Source organism: Actinomadura fulvescens, assembly GCF_039533225.1.
In the GTDB taxonomy this organism is placed as follows: Bacteria; Actinomycetota; Actinomycetes; order Streptosporangiales; family Streptosporangiaceae; genus Spirillospora; species Spirillospora fulvescens.
Window position 1 is genome coordinate 216636 of sequence record NZ_BAAATD010000008.1, and the last position, 22877, is coordinate 239512.

The window sequence follows — 22877 nt, forward strand, 5'->3', positions numbered from 1 at the left end:
CGGGGGACGACGGGACATCTGGTCTGGGCACCGCCCAACGACTATCGAGGAGACCCTCCGGTGAAGAACGGATCTCGGCTGGCCGCCCTGGGCGGAGTGGTCGTCGCGGGCGCTCTCGCCCTCTCCGCGTGCGGGAGCGACGACAACGCGGGCGGGAGCGGGAGCTCCGCCGCCCCGGCCGGCAATATCGACTGTGCCAAGGCGACCGTGAACGCGGCCGGTTCCAGCGCGCAGAAGAACGCGATCGAGGAGTGGACCAAGCTCTACGCCTCCAAGTGCGCGGGTGCGAACCTGAACTACACCGCGAGCGGCTCGGGCGCGGGCATCCAGGCCTTCAGCTCGGGCCAGGCGTCCTTCGCCGGCTCCGACTCGGCGCTCAAGCCCGACGAGGTCGGCCCGGCCAAGCAGCGGTGCCAGGGCAACACCCCGCTCAACCTGCCGATGGTCGTCGGCCCGGTCGCGGTGATCTACAACCTGCAGGGCGTGGACGGCCTCAAGATCTCCGCGGAGACGCTGGCCGGCATCTTCTCCGGCAAGATCAAGACCTGGAACGCTCCTGAGATCGCCAGGGAGAACGCGGGCGCCAAGCTGCCCAGCACCCCGATCAAGCCGGTCTACCGTTCCGACGAGTCGGGCACGACCGACAACTTCACCAAGTACCTGAGCAAGACCGCGCCCAAGCTGTGGACCTGGGAGCCGGCCAAGAAGTGGCCGAACGGCACCGGCCAGGGCGCGCCCAAGTCCGACGGCGTCACCGGCCAGGTGAAGAACACCGCGGGCACGATCTCCTACGTCGAGTACTCGTACGCCAAGAACAACAGCCTGCAGACCGCGCACGTCAAGAACGGCGCCGGCGAGTACACCCAGCTGACCCCCGAGAGCGCCTCCAAGGGCGTCGCGGGCGCGAAGGTCGAGGGCACCGGCAACGACGTCGCGCTCAAGATCGACTATGGCACCAAGGAGCCGGGTGCCTACCCGATCGTCCTGGTGACCTACGAGATCGTCTGTGAGAAGGGCCTGCCCGCCGAGCAGGGCACGTTCATCAAGTCCTTCCTCACCTACACCTCCAGCGCCGACGGTCAGAAGATCCTGACCGACCTCGGCTACGCGCCGCTCCCCGAGTCGGTGCTGACCAAGGTCCAGGCGTCGGTGAAGGCCCTGTCCTGACCAGAGAAGAACACGACGGCAGCCCCGCCACCGATGACCTCGGTGGCGGGGCACGCCTGGGTTCCACGCAAGCCACTCCAGGAGGACCCCCCGTGACGAGTGACACCGGCGTCGAGGCGACCGCCGGCGCGAAACACCGGGCCACCGGCCGGCCGATGAGCACCGGCCGGGCCGGCGACAAGATCTTCAGCGCCGCCGCCCGGGGCTCGGGCATCTTCGTGCTCGCCCTCATGGCGGCGATCGCGGTCTTCCTGATCTGGAAGGCCATCCCGGCCCTGCAGAAGAACGAGGCGAGCTTCCTCACCGACGAGGTCTGGAACCCCAACGCGACACGGCCGGAGTTCGGCATCGCGCAGCTGGCGTTCGGCACCGTCGTCTCGTCGTTCCTCGCCCTGCTGATCGCGGCGCCGGTGGCGATCGGGATCGCGCTGTTCATCTCCTTCTACGCACCCCGCAGGCTGAGCGGCCTCCTCGGGTACGTCGTCGACCTGCTCGCCGCCGTGCCGAGCATCGTCTACGGCCTCTGGGGGGCGTACTTCCTGGTGAAGCACATGGAGGGCATCAGCAAGTTCCTCAACGCGGTGCTCGGCTGGATCCCCTTGTTCGGCGGCAGCCCGGGCAAGGCCTCGATCTTCACGGCCTCGGTCGTGCTGGCCATCATGATCCTGCCGATCATCTCCTCGATCTCCCGCGAGGTCTTCCTCCAGGTACCGCGGGCCAACGTGGAGGCCGCGCAGGCGCTCGGCGCGACCCGCTGGGAGACGATCCGGATGGCGGTGCTCCCGTACGGCCGCTCCGGCATGATCGGCGCCTCGATGCTGGGCCTCGGCCGGGCGATGGGCGAGACCATCGCCGTCGCCATGGTGCTGACGTTCGTGCCGGGGATCAACATCCATCTGCTGGAGGACGGCGGCGCCACGTTCGCCTCCAACATCGCCAACAGCTTCGCCGAGGCCACCGTGACGGGCCGCGGCGCGCTGATCGCCTCAGGCCTCGTGCTCTTCGTGATCACCCTTGTCGTCAACATGGCGGCCCGGGCGGTCGTCGCGCGCCGTAAGGAGTTCGTGTGAGTGCCGTGTCCAGCCCCGCCAAGCGAACCTCCGCGCTCGGCTCGGTCTCCAGTGGCCGCAAGGTCAAGGACCGGCTGGCGCAGGCCCTGGTCTACCTCGCCTTCCTGCTGGCCCTGATCCCGCTGGTGTCGGTCCTGTGGACGGTCGTCACCAACGGGATCAAGCGGCTGGACGCCACGTTCTTCCAGTTCTCGATGAACGGGGTGACCAGCGCGGACGCCGGCGGCGGCGCCTATCACGCCATCATCGGCACGCTGGAACAGGTGCTGATCACGAGCTTGATCGCCGTACCGATCGCCGTCCTCACGGCCGTTTACCTGGTCGAGTACGGGGCGAACGGGCGGCTGGCCCGAGTGATCAGCTTCTTCGTGGACGTCATGACGGGCATCCCGTCCATCGTCGCGGGCCTGTTCATCCTGGCCATGTGGCTCCTCACCCTCGGCATCATGAAGGAGGGCGCGGGCTTCGCCGGCTCCCTCGCGCTCGCGATCCTCATGATCCCGACGGTGGTGCGGGCGACCGAGGAGATGCTCAAGCTCGTGCCGAACGACCTGCGTGAGGCCTCGTACGCGCTGGGCGTGCCGCGCTGGCGGACCATCTGCTTCGTGGTGCTGCCGACCGCCCTCACCGGCATCCTCACCGGCGTCATGCTGGCCGTCGCCCGTGTCATGGGCGAGACCGCGCCGCTGCTGCTGGTGATCGGCTTCACCAAGGCGATCAACACCAGCCCGTTCGAAGGACCGCAGGGCTCGCTGCCGACCTTCATCTGGGACCAGGCCGGCGACTCCAACCAGACCGCGATCGACCGCGCCTGGACCGCCGCGCTCACGCTGATCCTGATCATCATGCTGCTCAACATCGCGGCCCGCCTCGTCGCCCGCAGGCACCGGCCCGGATCTCGCTGACCACCGCCCCGTCCACCGGGAAGACCCAAGAGGAGCACCACCCACATGGCCAAGCGCATCGAAGTCTCCGGACTCCATGCCTACTACGGCGGGGTCCACGCCATCGAGGACATCTCGATGACGGTCGAGCCGCGCTCGGTGACCGCGTTCATCGGGCCCTCGGGCTGCGGCAAGTCCACCTTCCTGCGGACCCTCAACCGCATGCACGAGGTGATCCCGAACGCCCGCGTGCAGGGGAAGGTGCTCCTCGACGACGAGGACCTGTACGCCAAGGACGTGGACCCGGTCGCGGTGCGCCGCGTCGTCGGCATGGTGTTCCAGCGGCCGAACCCGTTCCCCACGATGTCGATCTACGACAACGTGGCGGCCGGGCTCAAGCTGAACGGCGTGCGGCGCAAGGGCCAGCTCGACGAGATCGTCGAGGAGTCGCTCCAGAGCGCCAACCTGTGGAATGAGGTCAAGGACCGGCTGGGCAAGCCCGGCGCGGGCCTGTCGGGCGGTCAGCAGCAGCGTTTGTGCATCGCCCGCGCGATCGCGGTCAAGCCGCAGGTGCTCCTGATGGACGAGCCCTGCTCGGCGCTGGACCCGATCTCCACGCTCGCGATCGAGGACCTCATCGCCAAGCTCAAGAGCCTCTACACGATCGTCATCGTGACCCACAACATGCAGCAGGCCGCCCGCGTCAGCGACCGCACGGCGTTCTTCAACATCGCCGGCACGGGCAAGCCCGGCAAGCTGATCGAGATCGACGAGACCAGCAAGATCTTCACCAACCCCGAGCAGAAGGCCACCGAGGACTACATCACCGGCCGCTTCGGCTGATCGGGAGAGCGCAGGCCCCGCCGTCCACCGCGGATGGCGGGGCTTTGTCGTTCCCCGCGATTTCACCGGCAATTAACTTCCGGCCGTTGAACTGCGGTGAAGAAGGTTAAGAGCTCGGCACCCGGCTAGTGGAAACGCGCCCGGGGGTGCCACGGAGACGCGGTGGAGACGCCACGGAGACGCGTTCAATTTTGACTGATCGTGAAAGTGAAAGCCGAGCATGATTGGAGAAGGAAATGTCTTCTTCGCGACTGGTCAAAATCGCCTTCGTGGCCGGCTCCGCCGCGGTCGGCCTCTCGGTGATGGCGCCCGCGCACGCTCAGGCCGCGAGCGTTGCGGCTCCGCAGACGTCGGCGCCGGCCGTGACCACGGTGGATGGACCGGCAAAGGCCGCCGGCTGGCAGAAGGTCAAGAACGGTCAGCTGGTGTACCTGAAGGACGGCAAATGCAAGAGCCGGGCCAGGATCCACAATGTGTTCCCCGCTGCGGCAACCGCCTATTCGCAGCTCGACAAGGGTAAGTGCTGGCACTGGGTTAAGACCTGGTGGGTCCAGCCTAAGACGGGCGTATGGAAGGTGGGAGTCGCGCACGGCACGCGCAGGACCAATTTCGTGAGCAGGGGCCCGGCGTGGAACCCGGCGCGGCACAACAAGGGGTGGTACGCCTACCGGGCCGAGTTCGGTCTGTGCGGCAGCAAGAACCACTGCGTCAAGAAGTGGGTCCAGGTGCCCAAGTGGGGCTGGTAGCTGGGCCCGTGGTGCTTTGCGCTCCAGAGGTGGTCAGAATGAGACGCGTCACGGTGCCGGATGGAACGCCGCGCGGGTCGTTCTTGAGCGGGCCAGGCGGACCGGAATGACCTCGCGGGGCGCTTCAAAGCGCCTTTCGCGGGGTGGGGGCGCGGGCGTCTCCTGGACCTCCGACCTCACGGGAGGAGGGTCCGATGACCCCCACGACGCCGCGTCCGCCGGAGCCGGGCGCCGGACGGCGACACGAGCCGTCCTCCGAGGAAGCGCTGGCACTCCTCGCCGAGTTCGTGGTGATGCTCCGCCGTTCCGGGCAGGAGATCCTGCTGGCGGGAGGTGCGCTGGCCCTGGTCGTGGCCGGGCTGCTGGCGCAGTCCGGGGCCGTCCACGACCTGCACCGTCCACTGGCCGGGGCGCGGCTGCTCGTCCTGGCCGCGCTGGCCGCCGGAGCGCTCCGCTGCGCCGCGCTGCTGGCGCTCACCCACGGGTCCGTCCTGCACCCGCTCAGCGTGATCCGGCGGGCGACCGACGCGCCCGCCCGGTCCGGGTGGCGGCCGTACCTGCGGGTTCCGCCGCGGGCTCCGAGCGGCCGCGCCATGTACGAGCACGTCCAGCTGCTCATCGCCGAAGCGCATGACCGTCACTACCACGCGCACGCCGCGCTGCGCTGGGCCTTCGCCTGCGCCGGGACGCTGGTGCTCTGGACGGTGCTCAACACGATGGCCGGAGCCGGCTGATGAAATCGCGCCGTGTTTCGCGTCACACGCCATTGACCGGACGCGGGACCGCGTCTCCACTGGATGGAGCGGGCGGGACGGAAGGCGGCGGCGTGGCGGTCACGAGCACGTTCTGGCAGATGCTGGACGCCACGGCGCAGAACGCGCTCAGCGAGCTCGGGCGTTACCGGATCGTCCCCGACACGCACTCGCTCATGCTGCAGGGCGACGCGCCGGAACGGGTGTACGTGGTCATGGAGGGCCGGGTCAAGGTCTGCATGGTCACCGATCGCGGCAAGGAGACCGTGCTCGACGTGCTGGGACCGGGCGACATCGTCGGCGAGCTGGAGACGGTCGACCACCGGCCGAGACTGGCCAGCGCCGTGGCCAAGGGCATGATCAAGGTCTTGGAGCTGCCGGGCGAGCAGTTCCGCGGGCTCGCGCTGGCGTCGCCGGAGATCTCCGCGGCGCTGCTGCGGGTGATGAGCGGGCGGCTGCGCGCGGCCAACGAGATCCGCGGTGCGCGCAGCGCGCGCGACCGGGTCATCGAGCTGCTGCACCAGATCGCGCACCGGGAGAACCACGGCCACGCGGCCGAGGTGGCCGTCAACCCGGGCGTCACGAGCGAGGAGTTCGCCAACTGGGCGGGTACGTCGCGCGGCGCGGCGGGCCGGGCGCTCAGCTGGCTCCAGGGCCGGGGCGTCATCCAGCGGGTGGGTCACGAGATCAAGGTCAACCTCGAAGAGCTCCACAAGTCGATGGACAACACCCACGCCCACGACCGGGGCGACTAGCCGATCCTCAGGTGGCGACGGGCGTGGTCTCCTCGGTTTCGCCTGGGCGGTGGTCCGGGACGAAGCGGTAGCCGACGTTCCTGACCGTTCCGATCAGCGACTCGTACTCGGCGCCGAGCTTGGCCCGGAGGCGGCGCACGTGCACGTCCACGGTGCGGGTGCCGCCGAAGTAGTCGTAGCCCCAGACCTCCTGGAGGAGCTGGGCGCGGGTGAAGACCCGGCCCGGGTGCTGGGCGAGGTACTTGAGCAGCTCGAACTCCTTGAACGTGAGGTCGAGCACGCGCCCGCGCAGGCGCGCGGTGTAGGTGGCCTCGTCGATGGTCAGCTCGCCGCTGCGGATCTCGCCGGGCACCTCGTCGGCCTCGGCGACCGACACCCGGCCCACCGACAGGCGGAGGCGTGCCTCGACCTCGGCCGGGCCCGCCGACTGGAGCAGCACGTCGTCGAGGCCCCATTCGGGGCTGAGGGCGGCCAGGCCGCCCTCGGTGACGACGGCCAGCAGCGGACAGTCGAGCCCGGTGGTCCGCAGCAGCCGGCACAGGCTCTTGGCCTGGACCAGGTCACGGCGGGCGTCGACCAGGACCACGTCCGCGGGGGGCGCGTCGATCAGCGCGGCCGCCTCGGCGGGCGCGACGCGTACCGAGTGCAGGAGAAGCCCCAGCGCGGGCAGGACCTCGTCGGAAGGTTCCAACGCGTTGGTCAGCAGGAGCAAGCTGCTCAAGTGCCGCCTCCTCGCCCTAAAAACGTCGAGGACCCAGGCGGTTCGTCCGTCGGCCGGCAACAGGTCGCCGGCTCGAGGAGAGGTGACCATGAAGGGGCTGTCGGATGAACTCCATGGCCTCGTCGCCCGGATCCCTCTTCCACGAGCATATCCGAGCGGTCCGTCCGGGCAATGGGACGTGGACGACAGGTTGCCGGGGTCGCGGGGATGAGATCCTGGGGCCATGGCCAAGGGAACGATCAGATACTGGGCCGCAGCGAAGGCCGCGGCCGGGGTCGCCGAGGAGCCCTACGAGGCGGACACGCTCGCCGAGGCGATCGCCGGTGCCGCCGCGCGGGACGGGCGCGCCGGCGATTTCCGGCGCGTGGTCGAGCGCAGCTCGTTCCTGGTCGACGGTGATCCGGTCGGCACCCGCGCACACGACTCGATCACGCTTCCCGAGGGCGGTGTCGTCGAGGTCCTGCCGCCTTTCGCGGGTGGTTGACATCACAGTTCCCGGGTAGTCCCGCGAACCGACGGGCCCGTCACGAAATCTCAGTCCCTGAGGCGACTCGGCGGCGGTTTCGTGCCCACTATCGTGTGGCGATCGCCGTTGCCGCCTAGAGGAGAGACATGCGGAAAGTACTGCTGGCACTGCTCATCCTGCTGATCGGAGGCGTGATCGCCGCCGACCGCATCGGCGTGCGGGTCGCACAGAACGAGATCGGCAAGCAGGTGGCGGCGCAGTACAACCTCCAGGAGCAGCCGGAGGTGAAGATCCACGGCTTCCCGTTCCTCACCCAGGCGGTCGGCGGCGAGTACGACCAGATCGATGTGAAGCTCGGCCGGTGGACCGACCGCGGCGTCACGGTCGGCGACGTCACGATCGAGATGCGCGGAGTGAACGCGCCGCTGGCGGACGTCGCGGGAGGGAACGCCAACAACGTCACCGCCCGGACGGCGACCGCCTCCGCGGTCATCCCGTACAGCGTGATCAAGGAGCGGGCGCCGAAGGAGGTCAAGGGCATCGCCGCCAAGGGCGACAACCTCCAGCTGGACCTGAGCGGCACCATCGCGGGCTTCCCGGTCGACGGCAGCGCCGTGGTCTCGGTGAAGCCGAGCGTCCGGGGCATCGTGATCACGCCGGTCTCCGGAGGACTCGCCGGGCTGCCGCAGGTGCCCGCCGTGGGCCAGCTCGTGAGCTGGACCGTCCCGGTCGCCAACCTGCCGGTCGGCTCCCGGATCAGCGAGATCCAGCCGACCCCCGACGGCCTGCGGGTCTCCGCGACCGCCAACGACGTGCGATTGAACGATCTTCCGAACGCGTGATCGGCGTTTCGCGGCGCCACGGGGAAATTCGCCGCACAACAGGGAAAAAGACCGAGCGCTTGTGAACCCGGCGCGATCGGCGTACGTGTCTGTGGTGTGGGTCCAACCGCGGATGAAGGGTTGCTGCGCGCCCTGTACAGCGAGCACGGCGGTCCTCTCCTCGGTTACGTCCTGAGGTTGACCGGGGGCGACAAGCCGCAGGCCGAGGACGTCGTCCAGGAGACGCTGCTGCGCGCCTGGCGACATCCCGAGGCCCTGTCCGGGCGCCCGGTGCGGCCGTGGTTGTTCACGGTGGCCCGCAACCTCGTGGTCGACGCGCACCGGGCACGGCGGGCACGGCCGCCCGAGACCGGCATCGACGACCAGATCACGCAGACCGCCGGGGTGGACGACATCGACCGGGCGCTGGAGTCGTGGACGGTCGCCGAGGCGCTGGCCGATCTCAGCGCGCCGCATCGGGCGGTGCTGGTGGAGACCTACTACCGGGGCCGTTCGGTGGCGGAGACGGCCAAGGCGCTCGGCATCCCGCCCGGCACGGTCAAGTCGCGGACCTACTACGCGCTGCGGGCGCTGAAACTCGCATTGGAGGAGCGGGGGTTGGCGCCATGACGGGGTGCGGTGAGCTGCGGGCGGCGCTCGGGGTGTACGTCATCGGCGCGATCGATCCCGCCGAACGCGGCCGGCTGGAGGCCCATCTGGAGTCGTGCCCGTCGTGCCGGGACGAGCTGGCCGGGCTGGCCGGGCTGCCTGCGCTGCTCGGCCGGGTGAACGAGGCGCAGATCGCCCAGGTCGCGGGTCCTCCGGAAGAGCTCCTCGACGGCCTGCTCGCGCGGGCGGCGGCGGAGCGGAAAGGCACGTGGGGCCGGCTGTTCGGCGGGGGAGTGACGCGCTGGGTGCCGCTCGCTGCCGCCGCCGCGGTGCTGCTGGCGGCCGGGACGCTGATCGGCGTACAGCTGGCCGGCGGGCCGGACGGCGGGTCGCGGCGGCCCACGGCGGAACGGACGGTCACGCCACCGCCCCCACCGCCGACCAAGCCCCCGAAGGCGGAGGAGATCACCGCCAGCTCGCCGGACCGAAAGCTCAGCGCGCACGTGATGCTGATCAAGAAGCGATGGGGCACCAGCGTGGAGCTCTACCTGCGCGGGGCGCCGTACGGGGCGAGCTGCCGCCTGGTCGCCGTCGCCAAGGACGGCCGCCGTGACGCGCTCGGCAGCTGGCACGTCGCGTACCGCCGGGGTTATGGCGCCTACCACGGCTCCACGATGTTCCAGCGGGACCAGCTGTACTCGTTCGAGGTCGTCACCGTGGACGGCCAGCCGCTCCTCACGATCCCCGCCTGACCGCGTCATGCCGCGTCCTGCCGCCCGAGCCGAGTGGGTCAGGGCGGCGGGGAATCTTTCGCCGGCCGGGGTACTTTCATTGAACGATGGAGGGTGCACTCGTCGCGATCGCGGTACTGGCGGCGGCCACGGTCTTCGGGGTCGTCCGGCGGCGCCGTGACGGCGTGCTGCGCCGGGAACGGGCGGCTGGAGCGCGTGGCGTGAACGGAGCGGACGAGCGGCTGAGCGCCGCCGATCTCGGTGGCGGGGAACTCGGGGAGCGCGCCACCCTCGTGCAGTTCTCCAGCGCGTTCTGCGCGCCCTGCCGTGCGACCCGGCGCGTCCTCGGCGAGGTGGCCGAGCTGGTGGACGGTGTCTCACATGTCGAGATCGACGCCGAGCGGCATCTCGACCTCGTCCGCCGCCTGAATGTGATCCGTACCCCGACCGTCCTCGTGCTGGACGGCGCGGGGCGGGTCGTGCGCAGAGCCGCTGGACAGCCGCGGAAGGCCGATGTGATCGCGGCTCTGGGCGAGGCGATCGGCCAGTGAACGGCGGCCCGGTGACCTGCGCGAAAAGCGGCACCGGTGTCTCGAAAGCCGAGACAGATGTGACAGCCCCGCGGTAGTCGGCTTACCATCGACCCGTGCGTTACTGGACAGAGCAGATGCTCACGAAGCGCCGCGCGGTCGATTTCTGCCGCCTGGCCGCTTCGCTCTGTCGCATGGCCTGAGGCATCGAGCCCGTTTTAGCCCCTGAGCATTTCTGATCTTGCTCGTACGCACTTTCCTCCGCACAGGAGCATCCCGATGCAGGTTGACCCGAGAGGGCAGCGCTTCGCCGCGGCCGTCACGACCGTCGTCCTGATCGGTGTCCTGGTGCAGGGGAGCTGGGTGATGCTGGCCTGCCAGGCGCTGGTGTTCGCACTCGGCACCTTCTTCGGCCTGCGGTACGCCCCGTACGGGATGATCTTCAAACTGCTGATCCGGCCCCGCCTCGCCCCGCCCAAGGACACCGAAGACGCCGCCCCGCCCCGGTTCGCCCAGGGGGTCGGGCTGGTCTTCGCCCTGGTGGGAACGGTCGGTTACGCCTTGGGGATCGAATGGCTCGGCATCGGTGCCACCGCCTTCGCGCTGGGGGCGGCGTTCCTGAACGCGGCGTTCGGGTTCTGCCTCGGCTGCGAGATGTATCTGCTGATCCGCCGCATTTCTCCGAAGAAGCATTCCGACTGGGAGGTTCCCGCATGAGCCGCTCCGATGTCCTGGTGGACGCCGAATGGGTCGAGTCCAACCTGGACGCCCCCGGCCTTGTCCTCGTCGAGGTCGACGAGGACGTCTCCGCGTACGACAAGGGCCACATCCGTGGCGCCGTGAAGATCGACTGGAAGACCGAGCTGCAGGACCCGGTCCGCCGCGACTTCGTCGACAAGACCGGGTTCGAGCAGCTGCTGTCGGCCAAGGGCATCGCCAACGACGACCTGGTGATCCTCTACGGCGGTAACAACAACTGGTTCGCGGCCTACGCGTACTGGTACTTCAAGCTCTACGGCCACGACCAGGTCAAGCTGCTCGACGGCGGCCGCAAGAAGTGGGAGCTCGACTCCCGCGAGCTGGTCACCGACGTGCCGAGCCGGCCGGCCACCGACTACAAGGCCAAGGACCAGGACCTGTCCATCCGGGCCTTCCGCGACGAGGTCGTCGACGCCATCGGCACCAAGAACCTCATCGACGTGCGTTCCCCCGACGAGTTCAGCGGCAAGCTGCTCGCCCCCGCCCACCTGCCGCAGGAGCAGGCGCAGCGGGCCGGCCACGTGCCGACCGCGCGCAGCATCCCGTGGTCCAAGGCGGCCAACGACGACGGCACGTTCAAGTCCGACGACGAGCTGCGCCAGATCTACGGCGAGGCCGGCGTCGACCTGAGCAAGTCGACCATCGCCTACTGCCGCATCGGCGAGCGGTCGTCGCACACGTGGTTCGCGCTGCGTGAGCTCCTCGGGCTTGAGGACGTGAAGAACTACGACGGCTCGTGGACCGAGTACGGCTCGCTGGTCGGCGTCCCGATCGAGCTCGGCGAGGCCCGGTAAGGCAGTCCGTCTCCCAGCGGAGTCGATCACCCCGCCTCGCGGCGGAGAAGGAGGAGAAATGACCCAGGGCTGCGCAGCGCCCGCGCAGACGGCGCACCTTCCGGCGACCGTCGACCTCAACAACGAAGCCGTCATCCAGGGCACGGTCACCCGCGACGGTGCCCCGGTGTCCAGCGCCTACGCCCGGCTGCTCGACTCGACCGGTGAGTTCACCGCCGAGGTCGTCACCGGCGACGAGGGCGTGTTCCGGTTCTTCGCCGCCGACGGCGACTGGACCGTCCGCGTGCTCGCCGCCGGCGGCGTGAGCGTGGACAACACCGTCACCGCCAAGGTCGGCGAGGTCGCCGCGCTTGAGGTCGCCATCTGAGCCGATCCGGCCGGCCCGTCCGGCGGGTCGTCAGGTCCATCGCCGAACCCCGTTCCCCGCGTCCCGCGGGCGGCGGGGTTCGTCGTGTTCATGGTTGTTCGTCCCCTTGTCGCGGCTGCTCGGTACCATCTCCGGAATGTTCGAACTGTCGGCGCGCTCTCCGCTCGTCCTGCCGTGGGCCACGCTCAAGCTCGCGGCACGCTTCGCGCTGCCGCTCGCCATGTGGTTCACCGTCGGCGAGCTGCTGCGGTACGGGGCGATGTACGGCGGATACAAGGCCGGGCAGATGAAGGGCGTCGTCGCGACGGTCACGCCCCTGCTCACCATCGGCGTGCTGGTGATGCTCAGCCTCGCCATCACCGTGGCGATGGTGCACTGCGTGCGCGAGGGCCTGGACGTGGTGCACGCCCGCGAGGCCGGCGGCGACCTGACCTCCTGGGCGGTCGGCAACGACGAGTCGGCGATCGACGCCCTCAACCGCGCCGTCCTGCCGTTCGTGATCTTCTATCTCGCGTGGGGGATGATGCGCGACGACGCCCTCGACTTCGCCGAGGCGGCGGTGAGCCGCGGCTTCGCCGAGGGCGGCGTCCAGGGTGCCACCAAGGGCCTCGGGCTCGCCATCGAGGTGGGCGAGCACATGGAGCTGGCGATCGGGCTCACGGTCGGCTTCATCGTGCTCAAGATCCTTGGTGAGTGGCTGCTACGGGACCGGCTGCGGCGGGTGTCGGGTGTGCTCCTGGCGTTCATCGAGATCAACTTCGCGCTGGCGGCGCTGTTCACGATCGAGCACCTGCGCGGCAAGGTCGGCGACTGGATCACCCAGCGCGAGGTCTGGCGATGGATCAACGAGGTCGCCGGCGACGTCCTGGCGTTGTGGCCGTCGTTCAAGCACGCGGTGCTGGGCGGCCTGATCTGGCTCGTGATCGCCGGTGTGATCCTCGGCCTGGACGCGTCCGACGAGCAGGTCGTGCTCGGCCGCAGCCGGGCCGCCCGGCGGCTGGCGCGGGCCAGCGGCCTGGAGCGCACCAACAGTTTCCGCGAGCTGGTCACCCGCGGTTTCCGCGAGATGTGGCTGCCCGCGTGGTACGGGCTCCGGCTGGTCAGGCGGTCCGGCCTGGTCCCGTTCGCGACGTTCGCCGCGATGTTCACGGGCCTGAACGTGGTGGAGGTCATGACCCGGCGGGCGATCTATGAGCTGCTGGGACCCCACGACGCGGCCTGGTGGGCGGTGACCCTTCCGTTCGTCGGATTCGGTGCCGGCCTCGTCTTCGAGGTGCTGCGGATCTGCCTGCTGGCCGCCGCGTTCAACCTCGTCGTGACCAGGGTCATGGTGCAAACCGCAGCAAAGGCCGGGGCGCCCCCCGCTGCTTCAGATCTCGCGGAGCCTGTACCTCAAGTGACAGCGAGCCCGCCTTGGAGCGGGGCACCGTCGCCCGGACGGTGATCTGGTACGGCGCGTTCGGCCGCGCCATGCCCGCCGCGTCCCACACGCGGTCGTCGGGGTCACGGAGCCGGTAGCCGATCCCGAAACCCTTGATCGTCTTCATTCCGGCGGGGCCCAGCGGCCGTGCTATCAGCGTCAGCCGCAGCTCGGCGACCTCGGGGTCCTTCCCGCCGAGCGCCTGCCCCACCGTCCGGTTCGTCACGCGCCACTCGATGTCGGCCAGCACCCCCGAGCCCCCGCCGGCCACAGAGGTCACCTTGTCGGGGGGCTCGAACGCCTTGCGGACGGTGTCCTGCGACTCCACCCACCGGAGGCTGAGCAGCAGCGAGGCCAGGCAGACCAGCACGATCACCTCGATGAACCGCCGCTCGCCGCCGCGCAGCCACTCCCGCCGTGGCGAGGTCTGCTCACCCTGGTCGCCCTCGTCCTGCCGAGGATCGGGCCTGGTCTCCTCGTACGGATCTCGCTCCGTTCGCCAGTCCTGCGGCTGTGGCGCCCTGTGCGCGCCGGTCCGTGCTCCGTAGTGCCCGCCTTGGGGTGGGGCATTCCCCGGCTGGCGATGCCTGCCGGGCGGCGGTGGCTCAGACGGCCAGGGAGGCTGCGAGGTCATGAGCGTCTCCCCGAGAGGTCATAGTTCTGGGCGGCGCCGCGGATCATCTCCTCCGCCCGTGCCCCGCTGATGCCGAGGTCGACCTCGGTCGCGGCGTCCGGGGCGAGGAACAGGCCGCTCCGGCCGACCACGACGCGGGCCCCGGCCAGGCGGTCCTTCGGTATCTCGAAGTAGAAGTCGAGCTTGTTCCAGAGCAGCGGCGGGAAGTCCGACGGGCCGAGACCGCCGTAGACGCCGGGACGCTGTGCCTTCTTGTACGTATAGCCGTCGCGGGTCTCCAGGATCGCCGTGTTGAGGCTCAGCGGTTCCTTCTGGCTCATCGCGCGGCCCGACACCACGACGAAGACGCCCTCGGTGCCGACCGGTGCCTGGGTGCTGCTGGAGATGCCCTGCTTGAGCGAACGGGCCACGACCACCCGTTCGATCTGGAGCTTGAAGTCGGGGTTGGAGATCACCTTCCCGACCTTGCCGGAGGCGCGGATCGGATCGAGCACGTCCGCCTCCAGCCTGGGCTTCAGCGAGTGGAACCACATGGCCGCCGCGAGCAACGCGCAGCCGACCACTCCGGCGCCGCCCCGGACGAGCACGGCCTGCGCCCTCATGGCCCCGCCACCGGGAGCGTCACGAGGCCCGCGAGCCGGTCTTCCGCCTTGTCGACCACGCGCCACTTGTACTCGTTGTCGGTGAAGCCGGTGCCGTACTCCCAGTTGAGCACTCCCACGGTGAACCGCGTGGGCGAGTCGGCCGGCCCCATCCGCCACTTGGCCGACGCCTCGACGGGCAGCCCCGGCTCGATGGCGCCAATCTTGCCGCCGGACGCGGTCCCGTCGACGTCGTCCGGAGGAAGCCACTTGCCGGTCTTGGTCCGGGCCGCGAGACCCTCCTTGAGACCGCCCGCTCCCAGCGAGGCGGTCGACTTGTCGTTGTTGGCCACGCGGACGCGCACCACGACGTACCGTTCCGGCTTCGTGTCGAAGATGGTCTTCGCCGTCTCGACGCGTGCCTCCCGCACCGTGACGGTGAACTTGCCCGCGTTCACCGCCTCACCCGCCGCCCGCTCCGGCTGCTGCGGCGTGCGGTCGAGCCCGCCGGTCAGCCACAACGCGGGAAGCAGCAGGGAGACCGCCCCGGCCACGGCCGCGGGCACCACGAAGCGCCGCCGCGCGGGTTCGTCGGCAGCCTGTTCGGAAGCCGGGGGGAGCGGCGCAACCGGAGGAGAGGGCTGCATGCCGCCAGATGGTAACGCCTGCCGGCGACACCGGTGCCACGGTGAGCGGGTCAGCGGACGCGGCGCGTGGGGGTGGGAGCCTCGCCGGAGAAGTCGGCGCGGCCCGGCTTCCAGCCGCGGCGGCGGCCCGCGGGGATCACCATGCCGGCGGCCACGACCAGTCCCGCCAGCGCGAGGGCGCCGCCGCCGATGCCGAGCGCGACGTTGCGGGTGACCGGGTCGACCTTCTCGCGCCTCGGCAGGGTCAGCGAGCCCGGCTCCTGGAGCGGGGCGGCGGGCGCGTTCACATCGACGACATCGGTGACGGCCGCCAGCGGATTGATCTGCCCCGCGCCGCTGCCCGGGCCCTTGTTGCCCAGGGCGGTCTCCTCGATGCGCCTCTTGATCTGCGCGGCGGTCAGCTTCGGATGGGCCTGCTTGACCAGGGCCGCGACCCCGGCGACGAACGGCGCGGCGAAGCTCGTCCCCTCGCCTTTGACGATGTAGCCGCCGTCGGGCGCGATGGTGATGATGTCCTTGCCGGGGGCGATGACCGAGACGCGGGTCTGCGCGTTGGAGAACTGGGTGACCTGGCCGTCCTGGCCGAACGCGCCGACGGAGATGACGCCGGGGTACTGGGCCGGGAACGCGGGCGTCGGGCGGCCCTTGCGCTCGGGGTCGATGTTGCCCGCCGCGGCGACGACCACGATGTCGCGCGACAGCGCCTCGTTGATGACGGCCCGCAACTGCGGATTGTTGCCGTGGGTCTCGGACGAGATGTTGATGATGTCGGCGCGGGCGTTGATCGCCGCCCGGACGCCCTTGATGAGGAGGCCGTCCTCGTTCTTGGTCGCGCTCGCCGCGTACTTGATCGGGATGATCGTGGCGTCGGGCGCGACGCCGACGAAGAGGCTGTGGCCCTTCTTGGCGCCGATGATGGCGGCGACCTCGGTGCCGTGCCCCACGCAGTCGGCCTTGCCGGTCTTGGTGACATCGATGGTCGGGGCGAACTTGAGCTGGGGGTTCCTGGCGTCGGCGCCGCTGTCGATCACGGCCACCCGGACGCCGCGGCCGGTGGCGTGCTCATGCGCCTGCGCGATGGGCATCCGGTCCTGCGGCCAGGGCTCCTGAGTGATCTGGTTCTTCGGCAGGTTGCCGCGTTCGGGCTCGCACCGTTCGGGCGCCGCCTGCGCCGCCGCCGGCATGGCCAGTTGTGACATAAGACACACGGCCACGGCCGGGACCGCCGTCCACCTCATGTCCAGCCTCCGCATCAGAACCCTGTCGATCCCAGAAGACTCTAAGGGATCGGGGCCGTGAATCGCGGTGTAGGCCCCGGAAGAGACGTATTCGGCAGGCGCGTGAACATTTGATCACTCTCGTGAAGGATCGGCACGCCATGCCATATCCTGCCTGGTGCATTGGAAGTGATCTTCCGCGGCCCGGGGACGCGGTCGGCGCACGGACGCAGTGAGGGGTACGGGGTGGGCGGCGAACTACAGATCGACTCGCAGCGGATCGCGCAGCACGGCAAGGATCTGAAGGAGACGTTCGTCCCCGCGCTGGAGAAGATCGGCGAGGACATGAGCAAGGACGGCGTCTTCAATCTCGAAGGCGGCGCGTTCAGCGTCACGTGCACGATGGCGTCGGTGACCTACCCGGGCGCCATCCAGTTCCTCTTCGAGGACCTCAAGACCCACATCGAGATGCTGGGCGGCTACGCCGCCAACATCGAGACGACGGCGAAGAACTACCAGGGCGCCGAAGACGGCAGCAAGGTCGTCTGACCCGGACCACAGCACGGAGGAGACTGAAGCCATGGGAGCCGGGAGAGCGCTCGGAGCCGTCGAGACCATGATGGACACGGCCACCACCGAGGCGGGGACGGCGGCGTTCGTGCTCCCGCCGGCCGCGCTGATCACGTTCGAGTTCAAGATCTCCACCGGGGACGCGCCCGCGCTGGACGTCGCGGGCCAGGCCTGGCGCGACGCCTCGGCGGCGATCCAGAAGCTGATCTCCGAGCTGCCGCAGAGCGTGCAGGCCATCGCGGCGGACGCCTGGACCGACACCGCCCGGCCGCAGTACGAGGCGAAGATCCAGGAGTTCTGCTCCCAGCTGGAGGCACTGGAGGCCTACTGCCAGGCCGTCGGCATCGCGCTGACGACGGTGGCCTACGCGCTCTTCACCTACGCCATCTTCGCGATCGCCATGGGAACGTTCCTGGCGGGCCTCGCGGTCGCGGTGATCGCGGCGGCCGCGTCGGTCGTCGGCTCCCCGGCCATCGCCGGCATGCAGGCCATGGCCGCCACCTGCCTCACCGTCACCCACGTCGCCACCGCCATCCTCGCGATGTGCGGGCAGATCGTCGCCGCCGTCCTGGCCGGCGGCGCGCTGCTCACCGCCCTCACCGAGAAGGGCCGCGGCAACGACCAGGCCCTCGGCGACTTCTTCCAGGCGCAGGCGACCGGCGCGGCGGGCGCCGCGGCCAACCTCGCCCAGAACGCCGCGAACGCGGGCCTGTCGTTCGTCAACCGCTACCAGGACGCGCTCGTGCCGAAGGGCAAGAAGCTTCCGGCGGGCATGAAGGGCACACCGCTGCAGGAGGTCGACTTCGACGCCGACCGCAGCTTCGACAAGACCTGGAACGTCGGCGCGGGCGCGACCATCGAGACCGGCGCCGGCGGCACGCATGAGGTCGGCGTCAACGGCAAGAAGGGCGACGGCCAGGCCTGGGGCGTCGGCGGCGAGTACAAGTACGAGGGGCCGCTCGGCAACTCCGGCGAGGTCAAGGGCGGCTACGAGCAGGACAAGGAAGGCAAGCCGACCTGGAAAGTCGAAGGCCAGGGCCAGAACAAGGTGGGCGTCGGCGGCAGCGCCGGATACGAGCACGACGACAAGGGCCACGACAAGGTCAAGGGCGGCGTGAGCGTCGAAGATCCCACGGGCAGCGTCAAGGGCGGCGTCGAGGGCAACGTCAACGCCGACACCGGAGAGTGGGGCGGCAAGGCCAACGGCCAGTACGCTCCCGGTGGGGCCCAGGTCGCCCAGGGTTCCGGTGAGGTGTCCGGTCAGGGCTGGAACGTGAACGACACCAAGGGCGACTTCCAGCCGCCTTGGGAAGTGCAATGACAGACCTCTACAACTCGCCCGCCCTGCGGGTCGAGCAGCCGGAGGACGAGAACGGCTACGTCATCACCGACCCGGAGGGCGGACTGCTCGGCCGCGGCACCCGGGTGATGGGCGAGCAACCCAAGAAGAGCTGGCTGCGACGCAACTTCGAGGGCCCGCAGGCCCTGGCCCGCGCGGTCGTACGGGTCGAGGGCCCGGACGGCGCGCCGCTCTTCTTCGCCGACCGGGCGGCGGAGTCGAACGACCCGACGGACTTCCAGGGCCCGCCGTGCGCCGTCGTCGCACCGGACGGCACGCTGGTCGGCCGGTTCGAGTTCAACCTCCAGGTCATGGCGAGCAGCCTCCAGGAGGGACGCAGCGGCCTGCCGGGCGGTGGCGGCACCTACACCGACGCGCACCGGATCTTCGACGCGAACGGGCAGCTGATCTGTGACGTGGTCTGGGAGGAGACCACGTACGGCGCCGTCCAGACCCGCTTCATCTACGAAGATCTCGAACGGCCCATGGGCGGCCGGTTCTGCACGTTCTACGACCGGGACAGGACGGCGCTGGCCCGGCTCGACAGCCACACGCCGACGTGGTCGAACAAGGACCGGTACGACCTGCAGATCAACTACCGGCTTCCCGAGCCGCTGCGGACCCTGATCCTCGCGGCCCCGATCGCGCTCGACCTGCTGCGCAGCTCGGAGTGACCATGGGCACCCCACCCGGCACCCCGCCCCAGGAGCCCTACCCCGGCTTCACCGACAACGTCCACGCCCAGTACGACCAACAGGTTCAGCGACGCGAGCAGCAGGCCGCGGCTCAGGCAGGCCGGCCCGTCCAGCGCGTCACACCGATGGATCTGGTGCGCGGCGACCTGCCAGGACACACCGCCCACGCCCAGGGCAAGCTCAGGCAGAAATTCGTCCTCCTGGGCGTCTTCTTCGGCATCCTCCTGCTCATCGGCGTCGCCGCCCTGATCGGCATGCTGATCTGACCCTCGTCCACGCCTGACCGCCCGTAGGGTGACGTGTCATGACCGATCTGTACGGTTCCCCCGTCCTGAAGATCGAGCAGCGGTCGTCGCAGCTGGAGTACCAGATCGCCGACGCGAACGACCAGGTCGTCGCCGTGGCCGGGCAGGTGTCCGGCCCCAAACCGCGCAAGGGCCTGCGTGCGCTGCTCGGCTCGGGCCTCGGGAACGCCCGCGTCGTCGTCCAGGTCAGCGGAGCGGGTGGAGCGCCGCTCTTCTACGTCGACCACCAGACCGGTGCGCCGGTCGCCATCGTCGCTCCCGACGGAACCCTCATCGGCCGATACGATCACCAACCGGCCGCCGAGGCGCACCAGATCGCCGCCGCGCGCCTGACCGGCCAGGTGCCCACCATGACCCACCGTCTCGTCGACGCGCATGACCGCCCGGTGTGCGAGATCGCCTGGACATTGAGACTCGGCGGCGGTGAATACCAGGCGTGGGCGCCGGTCGCCTGCGACTTCACCGACCTCGGAGGCCGGCGCGTCGCCCATGTCGACGTCCACGCCGCCACGTTCAAGGACCGCTACGACCTCCAAGTGATGTTCCAGCTCGACGAGCCCCTCCGCACGCTCGTCATCGCCGCCCCGCTCGCCTACGACCTGACGAGGAGCTGAGCATGGCGCACCTCTACGAGGCCCTCACCTGGACCATCGACGAACCCGACCGCCCGTTGGAGTTCGTCTTCCATAACGACGGCGAAGTCCTCGCCAAGGCTGCTCCGGTGGCGCCCCGCCCTAACGATTCAGCGGGACTGCCCTATGCGAATCCGCACGCGGCTCAACCGGACTCTCCGCGAACGCTTCTGTGCGTGGCCGGGCCTGATGGCGCTCCCTATTTCTATGTCGAGCATTGGCGCAGCACGGCGAGCTACAACGATCCGTCCGTCGTGGCTGCGAACGGCCAGCGGCTGGGCTCGATCGTCGCCAAGAGTGAAGGAGGCCTGAAGGGCATGTTCAGGTTGCGCTCCGGTCGTCAGCAGTTCCGTTATCTGCTGCGGGACGAGGGCGGGGCGACGATCGTGGTCATGAGGCCTCCACCGATGGAGCAGCCGTTCGGCGAAGGCACGCTGACCGGCGCCGAGGGCGACGAGATCGGGCGCTTCCGTACGGACCGGTCCCCGCACGGCGATCGCCGGCGCCGTCACTCGATAAGCCTGACCAGGCCACTCGCCGAGCCGGCCCGGACCTTGACCCTCGCCTCGATGCTCGGCCTGGAGATCGTCATACCGAGGTGACGCGCCGGGCCGGCACACCAGAGACGGCACCAACGAGGCGGAAGGGACGACTTGGAGACGCCTTGCCCCTATGCTTCCGGACCACAGTTCCAAAGCAGGCATCTCCGGCCCTGTCGCTCCCTGCCGACCTGTGCTGATGAAGCTCCGGAAGGACCCTCTTCATGACCCTTGAGATCAACACGAAAGTGATCGCCGATCACGCCAAGGACCTGGAGACCGACGTCAAGACGCACGTCAAGAAGGCCGGGGACGAACTCGGCAAGGACGGCGTCTTCAACCTCGAAGGCGGTGACTTCAGCATCACGTGCACGATGGCCGCCATGGCCTACCCGGGCGGGATCCAGTTCGCCTTCGAGGACCTGAAGACCCACCTGGGCATGCTTGAGGACTTCGTCACGAACGTGAACGCCACGGCCAAGAGGTATGCCGCGGCCGAGCAGAACAACAAGATCTGATGGGCGAGTTCAGCGCGCTGGGCGCCGCGGAGAGCCTGATGACCGCGGCCGTTCCCATGGCCGCGGTGGCGGGTCTGGTGCTCCCCCCGGCCCTGATCATCTCCTTTGAGTTCAAGCTGAGCTCCGGCAAGCCCGCCAACCTGGACTCGGCCGGCCAGACGTGGCGCAAGGCGGCACAGGAACTGCAGGAGGCCAGCACCAAGATCAAGCAGCTCGCCGCGGGAGTGCCGAAGCAGGCGTGGTCGTCCACCGACCGACCCGCCTACGAGAAGAAGGTCCAGGAATGGGCCTCGCAGATCGACGTTCTCGAGACGTACTGCCAGGCGGCGGGCATCACCTTGACGGCGCTCGCCTACGCGCTCATGGTGTACGCGGTCTTCGCCATGGGCATGGCGGTCTTTCTGGACGGCCTCGCGATCGCGGCGGCGGCCGCACTCGCCGGGGTGGTCTCCGCACCGGCCTATGCGGGCATGCTGGCCACCGCCGGGACCGCCGCCACCGTGACCCATGTCGCGACCGGCATCCTCGCCGCCGGTGGCAGCATCGCGGCAGCGGTCATCGGCGGGGGCACCCTCGTCAGCGCCCTCGCGGAGAGGTCACGCGGCAACGAGAAGGCGCTGGGCGACTTCATGAAGGCGCAGGCCACCGGCGCGGCGGGCGCGGCGGCCAACCTGACCCAGAACGCGGCGAACGCGGGTCTCGCCTGGATCAACCGGTTCGACCCCTCGGGTTACCTCCCGACTGGGCACAAGGGCAGCCCGCTGAAGGAGATCGACCTGGACGCCGACCGGGGGATCGACAACACCTGGAACGTCGGTGCCGGGGCGAAGTTCCAGACGGGGCCCGCCACTCCCGAGCACGAGGTCGGCATCCGTGGCAAGTACGGAGACCAGGGCTTCCAGGGGATCGAGGGCGAGTACAACCAGAAACGCAACCTGCCGGGTGCGGCGGGGGCCGCCGGAGGACAGGGCACGTTCGGCGGAAAGATCGGCTGGGAGCGGGACGAGGACGGCAGCGGCGGGGACTTCTACGCCGGCGGCAAGGCCGGCGCCGAGCACGCGCCCACGGGGAGCAAGGGAAACGTGGAAGGCCAGATCAACGACGACGGTGACTGGAAGGGCAAGGGCGAAGGGACGACCTGGGGCGGCCAGGGCAAGTGGCAGGGCGGCAAGAAGGACGAGACGCCGCCCTGGGACAGCGACGGCAACTGAACCCTGACAAACCGAAAGGCCCCGGAACGCGCGTTCCGGGGCCTTCGTCGCGTGGGTCAGCTGTAGTTGCCGGGGTGGCCGGGACCCCGGTAGTTGTCCATGGCCTCCTTGGCGCGCTGCTGCTGGAGGCCGAGCTCGCGGGCCAGATCCTTCATCTGGCCGGCGAAACCGTTGGCGATCTTGTCGAGGGAGGCGAGGGCCGCGGAGGGGTCCATGGCCTTCTGCGGGTCGTCCGACATCGTGAACATCGACTCGCTGGCCTCCCGGACCTTGGTCTGGAAGTCGGCGGAGGCGGCGTTGACGGCGGCCTTGATCTGCTCGGTCAGCTCGAACGACGGCAGCCGCATCGCGCGCGGGTCGATGTCCAGGCGGGTGAGACCGCCCTTGGCCGTGAACTCCGCCTGGATCCGGCCGTCGGCCGCCTCGCCCTTGCCCACGGCCGCGTCGATGCGCTCCTTCATCTTGGTGAAGTCGCCCATGTTCTGTTCCATGTCGCGCTGGAACTGCTCGAAGCCGTTGCCGAGGCTGAAATCGGCCATCTGACCAAACCTTTC

General features: G+C 69.6%; 31 protein-coding genes. 25 read left to right on the top strand and 6 right to left on the bottom strand.

Annotation, left to right across the window (positions count from 1 at the left end):
- The first annotated feature begins 60 nt into the window (after positions 1-60).
- From pstS to ABD333_RS28710, 7 genes are all read left to right on the top strand, one after another.
- A complete protein-coding gene (pstS, locus tag ABD333_RS28680) occupies positions 61-1167 on the top strand; it encodes a phosphate ABC transporter substrate-binding protein PstS (protein ID WP_344545622.1) in 1107 nt (368 codons plus the stop codon).
- 155 nt (positions 1168-1322) lie between these two features.
- Positions 1323-2237, top strand: a complete 915-nt coding sequence (gene pstC / locus ABD333_RS28685; RefSeq protein ID WP_410557598.1) for a phosphate ABC transporter permease subunit PstC — start codon at positions 1323-1325, stop codon at positions 2235-2237.
- Positions 2234-3142: a phosphate ABC transporter permease PstA gene (gene pstA, locus ABD333_RS28690; RefSeq protein WP_344545624.1), complete on the top strand. Its 909-nt coding sequence runs from the start codon at positions 2234-2236 to the stop codon at positions 3140-3142. The genes pstC and pstA overlap by 4 nt, the downstream gene beginning before the upstream one ends.
- A gap of 45 nt (positions 3143-3187) precedes the next feature.
- Complete coding sequence (gene pstB / locus ABD333_RS28695) at positions 3188-3964, top strand: phosphate ABC transporter ATP-binding protein PstB (RefSeq protein WP_344545625.1); 777 nt, start codon at positions 3188-3190, stop codon at positions 3962-3964.
- Positions 3965-4200: 236 nt separating this feature from the next.
- Positions 4201-4710 (top strand): hypothetical protein, encoded by a 510-nt coding sequence (locus ABD333_RS28700; RefSeq protein ID WP_344545626.1) that lies wholly within the window; start codon positions 4201-4203, stop codon positions 4708-4710.
- Positions 4711-4904: 194 nt separating this feature from the next.
- Positions 4905-5444, top strand: a complete 540-nt coding sequence (locus ABD333_RS28705) for a hypothetical protein (protein ID WP_344545627.1) — start codon at positions 4905-4907, stop codon at positions 5442-5444.
- Between the two features lie 92 nt (positions 5445-5536).
- Entirely contained in the window at positions 5537-6217 is a 681-nt protein-coding gene (locus ABD333_RS28710) for a Crp/Fnr family transcriptional regulator (RefSeq protein WP_344545628.1), read from the top strand.
- Between the two features lie 7 nt (positions 6218-6224).
- On the opposite strand, the gene ABD333_RS28715 is transcribed toward ABD333_RS28710, so the two are convergent.
- Entirely contained in the window at positions 6225-6938 is a 714-nt protein-coding gene (locus tag ABD333_RS28715) for a winged helix-turn-helix transcriptional regulator (RefSeq protein WP_344545629.1), read from the bottom strand.
- A 223-nt stretch (positions 6939-7161) separates the two neighbouring features.
- Between ABD333_RS28715 and ABD333_RS28720 the strand changes: the two genes are divergently transcribed.
- From ABD333_RS28720 to ABD333_RS28760, 10 genes are all read left to right on the top strand, one after another.
- On the top strand, positions 7162-7422 hold the full coding sequence (locus tag ABD333_RS28720) for a MoaD/ThiS family protein (protein WP_344545630.1): 261 nt from the start codon (positions 7162-7164) through the stop codon (positions 7420-7422).
- Positions 7423-7550: 128 nt separating this feature from the next.
- Positions 7551-8246 (top strand): LmeA family phospholipid-binding protein, encoded by a 696-nt coding sequence (locus ABD333_RS28725; protein WP_344545631.1) that lies wholly within the window; start codon positions 7551-7553, stop codon positions 8244-8246.
- 120 nt (positions 8247-8366) lie between these two features.
- Positions 8367-8855: a sigma-70 family RNA polymerase sigma factor gene (locus ABD333_RS28730; RefSeq protein ID WP_425546944.1), complete on the top strand. Its 489-nt coding sequence runs from the start codon at positions 8367-8369 to the stop codon at positions 8853-8855.
- On the top strand, positions 8852-9586 hold the full coding sequence (locus ABD333_RS28735; protein WP_344545633.1) for an anti-sigma factor family protein: 735 nt from the start codon (positions 8852-8854) through the stop codon (positions 9584-9586). The genes ABD333_RS28730 and ABD333_RS28735 overlap by 4 nt, the downstream gene beginning before the upstream one ends.
- Before the next feature lie 86 nt (positions 9587-9672).
- On the top strand, positions 9673-10116 hold the full coding sequence (locus ABD333_RS28740; RefSeq protein ID WP_344545634.1) for a TlpA family protein disulfide reductase: 444 nt from the start codon (positions 9673-9675) through the stop codon (positions 10114-10116).
- A gap of 116 nt (positions 10117-10232) precedes the next feature.
- Positions 10233-10298 (top strand): putative leader peptide, encoded by a 66-nt coding sequence (locus ABD333_RS47615; protein WP_360610734.1) that lies wholly within the window; start codon positions 10233-10235, stop codon positions 10296-10298.
- A 76-nt stretch (positions 10299-10374) separates the two neighbouring features.
- Positions 10375-10812 carry a DUF4395 domain-containing protein gene (locus ABD333_RS28745; RefSeq protein ID WP_344545635.1) on the top strand — a complete coding sequence of 146 codons (438 nt, stop codon included), beginning with the start codon at positions 10375-10377 and terminating at the stop codon, positions 10810-10812.
- Positions 10809-11648, top strand: coding sequence for a sulfurtransferase (locus ABD333_RS28750; RefSeq protein WP_344545636.1), 840 nt, complete (start codon positions 10809-10811; stop codon positions 11646-11648). The genes ABD333_RS28745 and ABD333_RS28750 overlap by 4 nt, the downstream gene beginning before the upstream one ends.
- Before the next feature lie 58 nt (positions 11649-11706).
- Entirely contained in the window at positions 11707-12015 is a 309-nt protein-coding gene (locus ABD333_RS28755) for a DUF1416 domain-containing protein (RefSeq protein WP_344545637.1), read from the top strand.
- A gap of 136 nt (positions 12016-12151) precedes the next feature.
- Entirely contained in the window at positions 12152-13459 is a 1308-nt protein-coding gene (locus ABD333_RS28760) for a hypothetical protein (protein WP_344545638.1), read from the top strand.
- Here ABD333_RS28760 and ABD333_RS28765 read toward each other — a convergent pair.
- The 4 genes from ABD333_RS28765 to ABD333_RS28780 are packed head-to-tail and all read right to left on the bottom strand — an operon-like array spanning position 13341 to position 16496.
- Positions 13341-14069, bottom strand: a complete 729-nt coding sequence (locus tag ABD333_RS28765; protein WP_344545639.1) for a hypothetical protein — start codon at positions 14067-14069, stop codon at positions 13341-13343. The two genes, ABD333_RS28760 and ABD333_RS28765, sit on opposite strands and share 119 nt — an antisense overlap.
- Positions 14066-14671: a hypothetical protein gene (locus tag ABD333_RS28770; RefSeq protein ID WP_344545640.1), complete on the bottom strand. Its 606-nt coding sequence runs from the start codon at positions 14669-14671 to the stop codon at positions 14066-14068. The genes ABD333_RS28765 and ABD333_RS28770 overlap by 4 nt, the downstream gene beginning before the upstream one ends.
- Positions 14668-15297: a hypothetical protein gene (locus ABD333_RS28775; protein WP_344545641.1), complete on the bottom strand. Its 630-nt coding sequence runs from the start codon at positions 15295-15297 to the stop codon at positions 14668-14670. Before ABD333_RS28775 ends, ABD333_RS28770 begins: the two co-directional genes overlap by 4 nt.
- A 50-nt stretch (positions 15298-15347) precedes the next feature.
- Positions 15348-16496, bottom strand: a complete 1149-nt coding sequence (locus ABD333_RS28780) for a S8 family serine peptidase (RefSeq protein ID WP_344545642.1) — start codon at positions 16494-16496, stop codon at positions 15348-15350.
- A 201-nt stretch (positions 16497-16697) separates the two neighbouring features.
- On the opposite strand from ABD333_RS28780, the gene ABD333_RS28785 reads away from it, so the two are divergent.
- The 8 genes from ABD333_RS28785 (at position 16698) to ABD333_RS28820 (ending at position 22323) form a co-directional block, all read left to right on the top strand.
- A complete protein-coding gene (locus tag ABD333_RS28785; RefSeq protein ID WP_410557557.1) occupies positions 16698-17063 on the top strand; it encodes a hypothetical protein in 366 nt (121 codons plus the stop codon).
- 31 nt (positions 17064-17094) lie between these two features.
- Complete coding sequence (locus ABD333_RS28790) at positions 17095-18405, top strand: hypothetical protein (RefSeq protein WP_344545643.1); 1311 nt, start codon at positions 17095-17097, stop codon at positions 18403-18405.
- Positions 18402-19097, top strand: coding sequence for a hypothetical protein (locus ABD333_RS28795; RefSeq protein ID WP_344545644.1), 696 nt, complete (start codon positions 18402-18404; stop codon positions 19095-19097). The genes ABD333_RS28790 and ABD333_RS28795 overlap by 4 nt, the downstream gene beginning before the upstream one ends.
- A gap of 2 nt (positions 19098-19099) precedes the next feature.
- Entirely contained in the window at positions 19100-19384 is a 285-nt protein-coding gene (locus ABD333_RS28800; RefSeq protein WP_344545645.1) for a hypothetical protein, read from the top strand.
- A 38-nt stretch (positions 19385-19422) separates the two neighbouring features.
- Positions 19423-20037 (top strand): hypothetical protein, encoded by a 615-nt coding sequence (locus ABD333_RS28805; protein ID WP_344545646.1) that lies wholly within the window; start codon positions 19423-19425, stop codon positions 20035-20037.
- Between the two features lie 2 nt (positions 20038-20039).
- Positions 20040-20657: a hypothetical protein gene (locus tag ABD333_RS28810; RefSeq protein WP_344545647.1), complete on the top strand. Its 618-nt coding sequence runs from the start codon at positions 20040-20042 to the stop codon at positions 20655-20657.
- Positions 20658-20818: 161 nt separating this feature from the next.
- A complete protein-coding gene (locus ABD333_RS28815) occupies positions 20819-21112 on the top strand; it encodes a hypothetical protein (RefSeq protein ID WP_344545648.1) in 294 nt (97 codons plus the stop codon).
- Positions 21112-22323 carry a hypothetical protein gene (locus tag ABD333_RS28820; protein WP_344545649.1) on the top strand — a complete coding sequence of 404 codons (1212 nt, stop codon included), beginning with the start codon at positions 21112-21114 and terminating at the stop codon, positions 22321-22323. Before ABD333_RS28815 ends, ABD333_RS28820 begins: the two co-directional genes overlap by 1 nt.
- Before the next feature lie 56 nt (positions 22324-22379).
- On the opposite strand, the gene ABD333_RS28825 is transcribed toward ABD333_RS28820, so the two are convergent.
- The gene (locus ABD333_RS28825) at positions 22380-22862 is read right to left on the bottom strand and encodes a YbaB/EbfC family nucleoid-associated protein (protein ID WP_344545650.1); all 483 of its coding nucleotides are present in this window, start codon (positions 22860-22862) and stop codon (positions 22380-22382) included.
- Positions 22863-22877 lie beyond the last annotated feature (15 nt).